General features: G+C 63.0%; 12 protein-coding genes. 10 read left to right on the top strand and 2 right to left on the bottom strand.

Going from position 1 to position 12,293, the window contains the following annotated elements; all coding sequences use genetic code 11:
- The first annotated feature begins 1 nt into the window (after position 1).
- The 6 genes from livM (at position 2) to AB4037_RS26275 (ending at position 6,045) form a co-directional block, all read left to right on the top strand.
- Positions 2-1,399 (top strand): high-affinity branched-chain amino acid ABC transporter permease LivM, encoded by a 1,398-nt coding sequence (gene livM, locus AB4037_RS26300; RefSeq protein ID WP_441773477.1) that lies wholly within the window; start codon positions 2-4, stop codon positions 1,397-1,399.
- Between the two features lie 20 nt (positions 1,400-1,419).
- Positions 1,420-2,343 carry an ABC transporter ATP-binding protein gene (locus AB4037_RS26295; RefSeq protein ID WP_434959651.1) on the top strand — a complete coding sequence of 308 codons (924 nt, stop codon included), beginning with the start codon at positions 1,420-1,422 and terminating at the stop codon, positions 2,341-2,343.
- Between the two features lie 2 nt (positions 2,344-2,345).
- Complete coding sequence (locus AB4037_RS26290) at positions 2,346-3,068, top strand: ABC transporter ATP-binding protein (protein ID WP_434956852.1); 723 nt, start codon at positions 2,346-2,348, stop codon at positions 3,066-3,068.
- 1 nt (position 3,069) lies between these two features.
- Entirely contained in the window at positions 3,070-3,423 is a 354-nt protein-coding gene (locus tag AB4037_RS26285; RefSeq protein WP_434956853.1) for a DUF6867 family protein, read from the top strand.
- A gap of 123 nt (positions 3,424-3,546) precedes the next feature.
- Positions 3,547-4,665: a branched-chain amino acid ABC transporter substrate-binding protein gene (locus tag AB4037_RS26280; RefSeq protein WP_441773476.1), complete on the top strand. Its 1,119-nt coding sequence runs from the start codon at positions 3,547-3,549 to the stop codon at positions 4,663-4,665.
- 258 nt (positions 4,666-4,923) lie between these two features.
- Positions 4,924-6,045 carry a branched-chain amino acid ABC transporter substrate-binding protein gene (locus AB4037_RS26275; RefSeq protein WP_434956855.1) on the top strand — a complete coding sequence of 374 codons (1,122 nt, stop codon included), beginning with the start codon at positions 4,924-4,926 and terminating at the stop codon, positions 6,043-6,045.
- Between the two features lie 154 nt (positions 6,046-6,199).
- Here AB4037_RS26275 and AB4037_RS26270 read toward each other — a convergent pair whose 3' ends face one another.
- Positions 6,200-6,991, bottom strand: coding sequence for a cytochrome c biogenesis CcdA family protein (locus AB4037_RS26270; RefSeq protein WP_434956856.1), 792 nt, complete (start codon positions 6,989-6,991; stop codon positions 6,200-6,202).
- 334 nt (positions 6,992-7,325) lie between these two features.
- Between AB4037_RS26270 and AB4037_RS26265 the strand changes: the two genes are divergently transcribed.
- The 4 genes from AB4037_RS26265 to AB4037_RS26250 all read left to right on the top strand — a co-directional run bounded on the left by AB4037_RS26265 (position 7,326) and on the right by AB4037_RS26250 (position 11,453).
- Positions 7,326-8,336, top strand: coding sequence for a P1 family peptidase (locus tag AB4037_RS26265; protein WP_441773475.1), 1,011 nt, complete (start codon positions 7,326-7,328; stop codon positions 8,334-8,336).
- A 197-nt stretch (positions 8,337-8,533) separates the two neighbouring features.
- Positions 8,534-9,205 (top strand): ribulose-phosphate 3-epimerase, encoded by a 672-nt coding sequence (rpe, locus tag AB4037_RS26260; RefSeq protein WP_441773474.1) that lies wholly within the window; start codon positions 8,534-8,536, stop codon positions 9,203-9,205.
- A gap of 79 nt (positions 9,206-9,284) precedes the next feature.
- The gene (gene purB / locus AB4037_RS26255) at positions 9,285-10,595 is read left to right on the top strand and encodes an adenylosuccinate lyase (RefSeq protein WP_434956859.1); all 1,311 of its coding nucleotides are present in this window, start codon (positions 9,285-9,287) and stop codon (positions 10,593-10,595) included.
- 294 nt (positions 10,596-10,889) lie between these two features.
- Positions 10,890-11,453 (top strand): RBBP9/YdeN family alpha/beta hydrolase, encoded by a 564-nt coding sequence (locus tag AB4037_RS26250; RefSeq protein WP_434956860.1) that lies wholly within the window; start codon positions 10,890-10,892, stop codon positions 11,451-11,453.
- 15 nt (positions 11,454-11,468) lie between these two features.
- Here the strand turns inward: AB4037_RS26250 and AB4037_RS26245 are convergent, their stop codons facing one another.
- Positions 11,469-12,263 carry an HpcH/HpaI aldolase family protein gene (locus AB4037_RS26245; protein ID WP_441773473.1) on the bottom strand — a complete coding sequence of 265 codons (795 nt, stop codon included), beginning with the start codon at positions 12,261-12,263 and terminating at the stop codon, positions 11,469-11,471.
- Positions 12,264-12,293 lie beyond the last annotated feature (30 nt).

The raw sequence follows: 12,293 nt of genomic DNA, 5'->3' as shown, positions 1-12,293 counted from the left end.
CATGGCCGCAACCGGCACCACGCGCATTTCATCGGCCGAGCTGTTCAAGGATCTCATCTTCTGGGCCGTGATCTCCACCTGCATGTTCCTGCCTGTGGTGGGGCTGACGACCTATTCCGACCAGGCGACCAACAGTTTTCGCTTCAACCTCCTCAATCCCGATTTCGGCTTCGGCAAGCGCTTCGGCGGCTTGATCACCACCGCCGTCCTCGTCGGCCTCATCGTCCTGATCCGCCTGTTCGTCCTGCTGCGCCCGCAGCGCCCGGAACACAAGGCGCCCTCCAAATTCGCGGCGACCATGACGCGGATCGGCATGTCGCCCTGGGTGATGTGGTTCGGCGCCGGGCTTGCCGTCGTCTTCCCGCTGGTCATGCTGTGGGGCCTCGGCGACAAGGGGTCTCTGAAGTGGATCGACAGCTACGGCATCCAGATCATGATCTACATCATGCTGGGTTGGGGGCTGAACATCGTGGTCGGCATGGCCGGCCTGCTGGACCTGGGCTATGTCGCCTTCTATGCCGTCGGCGCGTATTCCTACGCGCTTTTGTCCGTCTATTACGGCATGACCTTCTGGGAGTGCCTGCCGATCGCGGGCTTCCTCGCCGCACTCTGGGGCATCATCCTCGGCTTTCCCGTGCTGCGCCTGCGCGGCGACTATCTCGCCCTCGTCACGCTCGCCTTCGGTGAAATCATCCGCAGCGTGCTGGTGAACTGGAAATCCTTCACCCACGGCAATGACGGCATCACCTCGATCAAGCCGCCCACCTTTTTCGGCATCCCCTTCACCGCCGGGCCGAACGGTTTTGCCAAGACCTTCGACCTCGCCTTCTCGCCGATCTACGGCAAGATCTTCTTCTACTATGTCATTCTCATTCTCGCGGTGATGACGGCCTATATCACCAGCCGTATGCGCCGGCTGCCGGTTGGCCGCGCCTGGGAAGCGTTGCGCGAAAACGAGATCGCCTGCCGCTCGCTCGGCATCAACACCACCACCACCAAGCTCGCGGCTTTCGCCAGCGGTGCCTTCTTCGGCGGCCTCGCCGGTGCCTTCTTCGCAGCCAAGCAAGGCTTCATCAATCCCGAGAGCTTCGTGTTCCAGGAATCGGTGATGGTGCTCGCCATCGTAGTGCTCGGCGGCTCGGGCAGCCTGCTCGGCGTGGTCGTGGCCGCCATCCTGCTCGTCGGCGGTTCGGAGATCCTGCGTGAACTCACCTTCATGAAATGGATCTTCGGACCCGATTTCGACCCGAGCCAGTATCGCCCTATGATCTTCGGCCTCGCCATGGTCTCGATGATGCTGTGGAAGCCGCGTGGTCTCATCTCCAATCGCGCTCCGACCGTCTATCTGAAGGAACGCAAGATCGTCTCCGGCGCCCTTGTACAGGAAGGTCACGGATGAGCGCGCCCGGGAACAACGACATGATCGACCCTGCCCTCGCCTCGCACGCCCATCCTGAACAGCACTGGCATGGCGATCCGATCCTCAAGGTCGAGAAGCTGACCATGCGGTTCGGAGGCCTTACCGCCGTCAACGCCGTCTCGTTCAATTGCGGCCGGGGCGACATCACCGCTTTGATCGGCCCCAACGGTGCCGGCAAGACCACGGTGTTCAACTGCATCACCGGCTTTTACAAACCAACGGAAGGCCGGATCGGCCTGCGTCACGGTTCGGCGGCGGCCTGGGACGAATTCGACGCCCTGACCGCCACCACCCTGCAAAAGCTCAGCCATGGCCAGGATACGCTCTATCTGCTCGAGCGCATGCCGGATTTCATGGTCTCCCGCCAGGCAAAGGTTGCCAGAACCTTCCAGAACATCCGCCTCTTCGCAGGCATGACGGTGCTGGAGAACCTGTTGGTCGCCCAGCATGTTCACCTGATGCGCGCGTCGGGCTTCTCCGTCTTCGGCATTCTCGGCCTGCCCACCTACAGCCATGCCGAGAAGGCCGCGGTCGAGAAGGCGAAATACTGGCTCGACAAGACCGGCCTGATGGCGCGTGCCGACGATCCGGCTGGCAGCTTGCCCTATGGCGACCAGCGCCGCCTGGAGATCGCCCGCGCCATGTGCACCGAGCCGGTCCTGCTTTGCCTGGACGAACCGGCGGCCGGCCTCAATCCGAGGGAAAGCCTCGATCTCAACAAGCTGCTGCGCACGATCCGTAACGATCACGAGACCTCTCTTCTCCTGATCGAGCACGACATGTCCGTGGTCATGGAGATTTCGGACCATGTGGTGGTGCTCAATTACGGCACCAAGATCTCTGACGGCACGCCCGAGCAGGTCCGCAACGATCCTGCCGTGATCGCCGCCTATCTCGGCACCGACGAGGAAACGGAGAGTTGAACATGTCCTCGCCCCTGCTGACCGTGCGTGGCGTCCACACCTATTACGGACAGGTGCACGCTCTCAAAGGTGTCGACGTCGACATCAACCCGGGTGAGATCGTCACCATCATCGGCGCCAATGGGGCCGGCAAGTCCACCTTGATGATGACGGTTTTCGGCTCGCCCAAATGCCGTGTCGGTTCGATCTCCTTCGACGGGCAAGACATCACCGATATGCCGATGCATGAAATCGCCCGGCTGCGCATCGCCCAGTCCCCCGAGGGACGGCGCATCTTCCAGCGCATGACGGTCTACGAGAACTTGCAGATGGGTGCCGAGATCGACGGCAATGCCCATTTCGCCGAGGACCTCGAGCGCATGTATACGCTCTTCCCCCGTCTGAAGGAGCGTGCCAGCCAGCGTGGCGGTACACTTTCAGGTGGCGAACAGCAGATGCTGGCGATCGCCCGCGCCCTGATGAGCCGGCCTCGGCTCTTGATGCTGGACGAGCCCTCGCTCGGCCTCGCGCCTCTCATCGTCAAGCAGATCTTCGACGCGGTGCGGGTGCTCAACGAGACTGAGAAATTGACCGTTTTCCTCGTCGAGCAGAATGCTTTCCATGCACTGCGGCTAGCGCATCGAGGCTATGTCATGGTCAACGGCGCGATCACCATGTCCGGCACCGGCAAGGAACTGCTCGCCCGGCCCGAAGTGCGCGCAGCCTATCTGGAAGGGGGTCATTGAGATGGAAACCTATCTCTATGAGGACAAGCTGTTCGTCTTCGTGCTCGTCACCTTGCTGATGGGTGGCTGGGCCGCCTGGATGACCGGCAAGGCCAGCGCCTCGACCTGGAGCCGCTACCCGATCTTGTTCTTCTATCTGGTGCTGCTGACCATGGCGGTGCGCTTCCTCCACCAGGCGCCGTTCGGGGGCAACATGTTTTCCCCCTATTACTTCGTGGTCGATCTCGTCATCATCCAGCTCATCGGCCTCCTGTCTTATCGCGTCCGGCTCGCCAAGCAGATGGTCGGCAAATATGGCTGGATGTTCCAGCGATCGGGAGCACTTGGCTGGAGCGCACGCTCGAGCGGGGAATGATCGAATACAAGCAACAACGAAATCGGATGAGCTGTACGCGCAACTTTGGCTGACGGCCTCGTTCACGTCCTGACTATCCGCAGACCGGAGCCGCAAGCTCCACCAAGCCACTGGGAGAACGACATGAAAAAAGTCTGGTTGACAGGCGCAGCGCTGGCGGCAGGCCTGCTGCTCAGCACGTCCGCCTTCGCGCAGATCAAGATCGGCATCGGTGCACCGATCACCGGTCCGAGTGCTGCCTCCGGAGCCCAGATCAAGCAGGGCGCGGAACTCGCCATCAAGAACCTCAATGCGGCTGGCGGCGTGCTCGGACAGAAGCTGGAATCGACAGTCGGCGACGACCAGTCCGATCCCAAGCAGGGCGTTTCGGTTGCCAACAAGTTCGTCGGCGACGGCGTGACCTGGGTGGTAGGACACTACAACTCCGGCGTGACCATCCCCGCTTCGGAGGTCTATGGCGACAACGGTATCGTCGCCATCACCCCCGCCGCCACCAACGAAAAGGTAACCGACCGCAAGCTCTGGGGCATGTTCCGCACCTGCGGCCGCGACGACCAGCAGGCCAAGGTCTGGGTGGACTATGTCAAGGCCACCTATCCCGGCAAGAAGGTCGCCATCGTCCATGACAAGACCACTTATGGCCAGGGCTTGGGCGAAAACGCCAAGAAGCTGATGGCGGCCGACGGCATGAAGGAAGTCCTGTTCGAAGGTGTGAACACCGGCGAGAAGGACTATTCGGCCATCGTTACCAAGCTCAAGGCGGTTGGCGCCGACGTGCTGATCTATGGCGGCCTCTACACCGAAGCCGCTCTGATCCTCAAGCAGCTGCGCGACCAGGGCATGCAGACCGTGATGGTCTCCGGCGACGGCCTGGTCTCCTCGGAATTCGCCACCATTGGCGGCGATGCCGTGATCGGCACCCAGATGTCCTTCGCGCCCAAGGCCGAGGATGATCCGTCCAACGCCGCCATCGTCAAGCAGTTCAAGGACAGCGGCTTCACCCCGGAAGGCTATACGCTGAAGGCCTATGCGGCGGTTCAAGTCCTGGCCCAGGCCGCGGAACAAGCCAAGTCCGCCGATCCGCAGAAGATCGCCGAGGTAATGCACTCCGGCAAGGCCTTCAAGACGGTGATCGGCGATGTCTCCTATGACGACAAGGGCGACATGAAGCAGATCGACTACGTCATCTTCTCCTGGAAGAAGGGCCCAGACGGCAAGATCGACTTCTTCCAGAACAAGTAATCTGCCTTCTTTTCCACGATACCTCAATCGCCCCGGTTCGCTGGGGCGATTTCTTTGAAGGCCCCCTCTTCACGGCTCGGATTGGGCCGTGACGTAGGACATGACGCAGGGAGAGAGGACTAACCCGCCCTCCCCTTTGCGAATTCGCCTGAATTTCCGTGACAAGCCGTTGGAAATTTAGACAATGGCGTCATCGGGTGCAGCCGAACCGATCCAGAAAAGAACGGTCTGCGCCCAGTACAACAGGGAAGAACCCCCATGAACAAACTTTCATTGGCCGGCGCTGTACTCGCGGCGGGCCTCGCCTTGGGCGGTAGCGCGCAGGCGCAGATCAAGCTCGGCGTCGGCGGCCCGATGACCGGCCCTGCCGCCTCCTACGGCCTGCAGACCAAGGCAGGCGCCGAGATGGCGGTGAAGGACATCAACGCCAAGGGCGGCGTGCTCGGCCAGAAGATCGACGTCAGCGTCGGCGACGACCAGGCCGATCCCAAGCAGAGCGTCTCGGTCGCCAACAAATTCGTAGGCGACGGGATAACCTGGGTCATCGGCCATGTGACCTCCGGCGGCGCCATCGCTGCTTCGGATGTCTATGCCGACAACAACATCATCAACGTCACGCCGTCGGCCTCCAGCGAGAAGCTGACCGATCGCGGTTTGTGGAACACCTTCCGGACCTGCGGCCGCGACGACCAGCAGTCCAAGGTGTGGGCGGACTATGTCCTGGCTCATTTCAAGGACAAGAAGATCGCCATCGCGCATGACAAGCAGACCTATGGCGAAGGTCTTGCCAAGGGTGCGAAGAAATACCTCAACGATTCCGGCGTGAAGGAAGTGCTTTACGAGGGCGTGAACGCTGGTGAGAAGGACTATTCCGGTCTCGTCACCAAGCTGAAGTCCAGCGGTGCCGACGTGCTGCTGTGGGGCGGCTACTACACCGAGGGTGCGCTGATCCTCAAGCAGTTGCGCGACCAGGGCGGCAAGACCATCATGATGGGCGCCGACGGCCTCAACTCGCCAGAATTTGCCACCATCGGTGGTGATGCCGTGGTCGGCACGCTGATGACCTTCGCGCCCAAGATCGAAGACTACCCGGCCAATGCCGATCTGGCGAAGCGCTTCCGCGAGGGCGGCACCGATCCGGCCGGCTTCACCCTGCTGGCCTATGCCGGCGTGCAGGTGCTGGCCCAGGCGGCCGAAGAAGCCAAGTCCGCCGATCCGCAGAAGATCGCCGAGGTCATGCATTCGGGCAAGAAGTTCCAGACCGTGATCGGCGAGATCTCCTACGACAAGAAGGGCGACCTGGCCCAGCCGGCCTATGCCATCTACAGCTGGAAGAAGGCCGCGGACGGCAAGATCGCCGCCGAGCAGAACCCCTCCTGAGGCCTCTGTCTCCATCGCGATGAATGAACATGACCCGCTCCGGTTCCACCGGGGCGGGTTTTTATCTGGCGGAATTGGCGCTCTTTCGAAAAGCCCTGAACGGGCCTTCCCCTCTAAAACCAATCCCGCGTGAAGTTTGACGCGCTGACCGGTATCAGCCGAGCTTGCTCAGGATCGGAAAGGTGTTCTGCAGCCAGATCGCGAAATCGGCCATGCCGCCGGTCAGGAAGGCAACGCCTGCGACCACCAGCAGCCCGCCCATCGCCTTCTCCACCGTGCCGAGATGAGTCCGGAAGGAGCGCAGGAAACGCATGAAGGGGTTCATGGCAAAGGCGGCCACCACGAAAGGCAGTCCCAGGCCGAGCGTGTAGATGGCGAGCAAGGTCACCCCCTGGCTGACGCTGCCATCCTTGCCCGCCACGGCGATCACCGTGCCCAGAACCGGCCCGATGCAAGGCGTCCAGCCAAAGGCGAAGGCCAGCCCCATCACGAAGGCGCCCCACGGGCCGGAGCCTGTGCCGGCCTGCAGGCGCGCCTGGCGATAGAGCAGGGAAATGCGCAGGATCCCGAGAAAATGCAGGCCCATGGCGATGATGACGATACCTGCCAGCAGATAGAAGGGATCGATCGAGTTGGCCCATGAGGCGGGGAGAATCCCCTTCTCGGCCAGGGCGCTGAGGCCATTGGCCATCGCCCTGCGCAGGACGAGGAGATAGGAGGCGCCGGCACCGAGAGAGATGAAGATGGTGGCAAGGCCGGCCACGAAGCACAGGGCCGAGATCACCGCACGGCGGCGGATACTCTTGTCGATGGTCTGTCCCGTCATCTCGTCCAGCGTGGAGCCGGCTAGGAAGGTCAGATAGGGCGGCACCAGCGGCAGCACGCAGGGCGAGAGGAAGGAGAACAGGCCGGCCACGAACACGGCAGGCAAGGTAATATCGGCCATGGACCCATCCAGAACAGGCATTTACGCGTCTGCACCGCCTTTGGGCGGCGAAACCCTTGCTCTAGCGCGCCCACGCCTTTTGCCCAAGCCCGTTTCGTCGAACTCCCTGTCTCGTGATCGGAAGTGATACCAGGAGGCATTGAAAATGACTCCTGGTTCCGTCCCGCGATTTTCGCCAAATCTTTGATTTGGTGTCGGAAATCGCGGAGTGTTCAAGTCTCGTATGGGTCAGCATATTCGAGACTTGGTATGATGTCGCAGGGCTGCCTCGGCATGAGGCCGATTGTCTCGCTCCGCCGGCGGTGCCAAGCTGCCGACGATCGGAGAACGATTCATGCGCAATCTCATTACCGATGTCGCCGGCGTGCTGGTCGGCAATGCCGAAGACGCCAGGATCGCCTCCGGCACGACGGCGGTGGTGTTCGAGGAGCCGGCCGTGGCCGCCGTCGACGTGCGCGGCGGCGCACCGGGCACGCGGGAAACCGACCTGCTCGCCCTGGAGCGGACGGTCGAGCGCATTGATGCGATCGCCTTGTCGGGCGGTTCGGCTTTCGGCCTGGAAGCCGGCGCCGGCATCGGGGCCTGGCTGGCCGAGCACGGCCGCGGCTTCCAGGTCGGCGCCGTCAGGGTTCCGATCGTTCCCGGTGCCATCCTGTTCGACCTCCTCAATGGCGGCGACAAGCGATGGGGACGCTATCCGCCCTATCGCGAACTCGGTTTCGCCGCGGCCGGGGCAGCGGCCGATACGTTCGCGCTGGGATCGGCCGGCGCCGGGCTGGGCGCCACCACGGCCGGTCTGAAAGGCGGGCTCGGTTCGGCCTCTGTACGATGCGGGCTTCATACCGTCGGGGCGCTGGTGGCCGTCAATGCCCTCGGCAGCGCGACCATCGGCGACGGCGCTCATTTCTGGGCAGCGCCTTATGAGCAGGCGGGGGAGTTCGGCGGCCTCGGCCTGCCAGCTCCATGGCCTGATGATGCGCTGGCGTTGCGCCACAAGGCCATGCAGGCCGGCAACACCACGATTGCGGTGGTGGCGACCGATGCCGTGCTCACCAAGGCACAGACCAAGCATTTCGCAGTGATGGCGCAGGATGGTCTCGCCCGGGCTATTCACCCGATCCATACCCCGCTCGACGGCGATATCGTGTTTGCCGCCGCCACGGGGCGCCTAGCGCTCACTGAGCCGATCGGCGATCTGATCGCCCTCGGCACCGCGGCGGCGCATGCCCTGGCACGGGCCTGTGCCCGCGCCATCTACGAAGCAAGCGCCCTGCCCTTCCCCAGCGCTCTCCCCAGTTGGCGGGATCGCTTCCAGGGAGTGCAGAGGTCCTCGTCCGCCGTATAGTCGGAATTCTGATTTGCAGGTGACTTTCCTGTGTCATTGCGAGCGAACAACGGAATTACGGCTCAGATCCTGGGCTGTATTTCCAAAAACGGGCGAGGACGCCCGCGCTCCCAGGCACCGCCTCAACGATTGCAATAGGCGGCCGGCTCTGGCAGGTACTGCCCGTTCACCGTGACCTTTCCAGCCCAGGATATGCCATGTCTCGCCCGATCATCATTGCCCCCTCCATTCTCTCGGCCGATTTCGCCGCACTCGGCGCGGAAGTCCGGGCGATCGAGGAGGCCGGCGCCGACTGGGTGCATTACGATGTGATGGACGGGCATTTCGTGCCGAACCTCACCATCGGCGCCGGCGTCGCTGCCGCCTTGCGCCCGCATGTGCGCACCAAGCTCGATGCCCATCTGATGATCTCGCCGGCCGATCCCTATCTGGAGGATTTCGCCAAGGCCGGCTGCGACACCATTACCATCCACGCCGAGGCCGGCCCGCATCTGCATCGCTCGTTGCAGCATATCAGGAAGCTCGGCAAGCGCGCGGGCGTGGCAATCAATCCGGGCACCTCGCCGGAGGTGGTCGACTATGTGCTCGACCTCGCTGACCTCATCCTGGTGATGACGGTCAATCCCGGCTTCGGCGGCCAGGCCTTCATCCCCGAGACCTTGTCGAAGATATCAGCCATCCGGGCCCGAGTGGGCAAGCGCGACATCGATATCGAGGTCGATGGCGGCATCACGCCAGAAACCGCACCGTTGGTGGTGCGGGCCGGCGCCAATGCGCTCGTCGCCGGTTCCTATGTATTCAAGGGCGGTCCATCCGCCTATGCCGCCAACATCGCCGCCATTCGCGAGGCTGCGACCGCCGCCCGCTGAGATATCGCGGCTCTCCCGTTTTCGATTTGCGTTTCACTTTCCCGGTGCCGCGCCTAAAAGGGCGCAAAAGGACCCTGCCATGATCCCACGCTATAGCCGCCCGCAAATGGTCTCCATCTGGGCGGAGCAGTCCCGTTTCCGCATCTGGTTCGAGATCGAGGCCCACGCCACCGACAAGCTGGCCGAGCTCGGCGTCGTGCCCAGGGAAGCGGCTGCCAAGGTCTGGGAGAAAGCCAGGGACGCAACCTTCGACGTGGCCCGCATCGACGAGATCGAACGGGAAGTGAAGCACGACGTCATCGCCTTCCTCACCCATCTCGGAGAGATCGTCGGCCCGGAAGCACGCTTCCTGCATCAGGGCATGACCTCTTCGGACGTGCTCGACACCTGCTTTGCCGTGCAGCTTTCGCGGGCCGCCGACCTGTTGATCGCCGATGTCGACGAGGTGCTCGCGGCCCTTCGCAAGCGTGCCTTGGAACATAAATACACGCCCACTATCGGCCGCAGCCATGGCATCCATGCCGAGCCGGTCACCTTCGGCCTCAAGCTCGCCCAGGCCTATGCCGAGTTTGCACGCAACCGCGAGCGCCTCGTCGCCGCGCGCAAGGAAATCGCCACATGCGCGATATCGGGCGCCGTCGGCACCTTCGCCAATATCGATCCGGCTGTAGAGGCCTATGTGGCGGAGAAGATGGGCCTTGCCGTCGAGCCGGTCTCGACGCAGGTGATCCCGCGCGATCGCCACGCGATGTTCTTTGCGACTCTCGGTGTCGTCGCCTCCTCGATCGAACGCCTCGCCACCGAAATCCGCCATCTCCAGCGTACCGAAGTGCTGGAAGCCGAGGAGTTCTTCTCCGCCGGGCAGAAGGGCTCGTCGGCCATGCCCCACAAGCGCAATCCCGTGCTGACCGAAAACCTCACCGGCCTCGCCCGCATCGTGCGCTCGGCCGTGACGCCGGCCCTGGAGAACGTGGCGCTCTGGCATGAGCGCGACATTTCGCACTCCTCCGTCGAACGCATGATCGGTCCCGACGCTACAGTCACGCTGGATTTCGCCCTGGCTCGCCTTGCCGGTGTGATCGACAAGCTGATGATCTACCCGGAAAACATGCGCCGCAATCTCGACCGCCTCGGCGGCCTGCACAACTCGCAGCGCGTGCTGTTGGCCCTCACCCAGGCCGGCGCCAGCCGCGAGGATTCCTACCGCCTGGTTCAGCGCAACGCCATGAAGGTCTGGCGTGGCGAAGGCGATTTCCTCGCTTTCCTCAAGGCCGATCCTGAGGTCTCCGCCCTGCTTTCGGATGCAGCTCTCGAAGCGATGTTCGACGAGGGCTACCATTTCAAGCATGTCGACACGATCTTCGATCGCGTCCTCGGCTCAGAAACCTGAGCCAAGGCGCGGGAACCTGCGCCGAAATCGAGCGTTCGCTTGATAGTTGTGGACGAGCGGCGCCGCGGGAGCATCCTGGCTTCCGGTTCGCCGCCTCGCTCCAATGCAGATTCGTTGATCGGGCCACAGGCACGATCAACGAATCTGCAAGATATCAAAGATTTGCAGAGTTTCTCGGCGAGACCTGTTCGCCGGCCTCGTCGGGAAACTCTGCTTGGAATAGGCTCATGGTCTTGAGTCGCGGCGGCCTCGATCGCCTGACGATGCACTCAATCGAGCCGGGGAAACATCGACGTGCGCATTTCCGATACCGACATCCTGATCGTACCGGGCCTCGGCAATTCCGGCCCGGGTCACTGGCAGTCGCGCTGGCAGGCGAAGCTCTCGACCGCCCGCCGCGTCGAGCAGGACGACTGGGACCATCCCGAGCGTGAAGCCTGGGTGAACAGGCTCGTGGAGGCGGTGCAGGGATCGAGCCGGCCAGCCATCGTCATCGCCCATTCGATCGGCGTGATCACCACCGTGTTCGCGGCCGAGCGTCTGAAGGGGCATGTCATCGGTGCGATGCTGGTGGCGCCGTCAGATTGGGACAAGCCGGATCTGCTGCCGGGCTATGATCTCAATTTCAATCCGATCCCGATGACGGCCCTGCCCTTCCCGTCGCTCCTGGTGGCGAGCCGGAATGATCCCTATTGCGAGATCAACCGCGCCAGTTCCTTTGCCGAGGCCTGGGACAGCGAATTCGTCGATGCGGGCGAAGCCGGCCATATCAATGTGGAATCCGGCCACGGTCCCTGGCCGGAAGGCCTGTTGCGCCTGGCTTCGTTCCTGTCAAAACTCATGCACGAGAGCCAATAGCGCTCCAAAAAGGGCTCAGTAATTCGGGCCCGCTGGCCCCGCATGGCCGCGCGCAGCCTTCAAAGCGGCCTGGGCGCCGGCGGTAAGGAAGGCCCAATCCGAACCGATGCCCATGATGTCGAAGCCAAGCTCGGCATTGCGGGCCGCCGCTTCGCCGTCGCCGCAATAGATCGCCGTCAGCTTGTTGCGGGCTTTGGCCGCGGCGAGAACCCGTTTGATCACTTCGACCGATTCCGGGAGTTGATGATCGAGCCTGGCGCCCTTGCTCAGGCTGATCGACAGATCGCTTGGCCCGACGAAGACGCCATCGAGACCCGGCACGTCGAGGATCTCCTCCAGCGCATCGGCCGCCTGCCGCGTTTCGATCATCGCGAGCGCAATCAATTGATCGTTGGCGGCGGTGCGATAGCTTTCCGTCTCCGCACCGAACAGGGAAATGGCGCGGGTACCGCCCCAGCTCCGACCGCCAACCGGCGGGTATTTCAAGGTGTCGACCAAGCGGCGGGCATCCTCCACCGAATTGATCATCGGCAGGATGGCGAGCTCGGCGCCAACATCATAGAGCCGCGCGGCATCGCCGAAACCGTCCAGGCCGACCCGCACGCCCGTCGGTGTGTTGGCCAGATGTGCTGCGCTGATCGCATCACGCGCTTCGCCGAAGGAAGCCTCGCCATGCTGCAGGTCGATGATGACGGCGTCGAACCCGGCGCGACCGAGCGCCTCTGCCATACGCGGATAGCCCGCCCCCATCCAGGCCGCAAAGATCTTTTCGCCTTTGGCCAGGCGCGTGCGCAGCGTGGGGGCAGTCATCGCATTTCCGATCACATTGCTGCGATGCCC

This window comes from Labrys sp. KB_33_2 (assembly GCF_052114505.1).
In the GTDB taxonomy this organism is placed as follows: Bacteria; Pseudomonadota; Alphaproteobacteria; order Rhizobiales; family Labraceae; genus Labrys.
The sequence above is the reverse complement of the archived record's forward strand: the minus strand, read 5'-3'. Positions and strand labels throughout refer to the sequence as shown.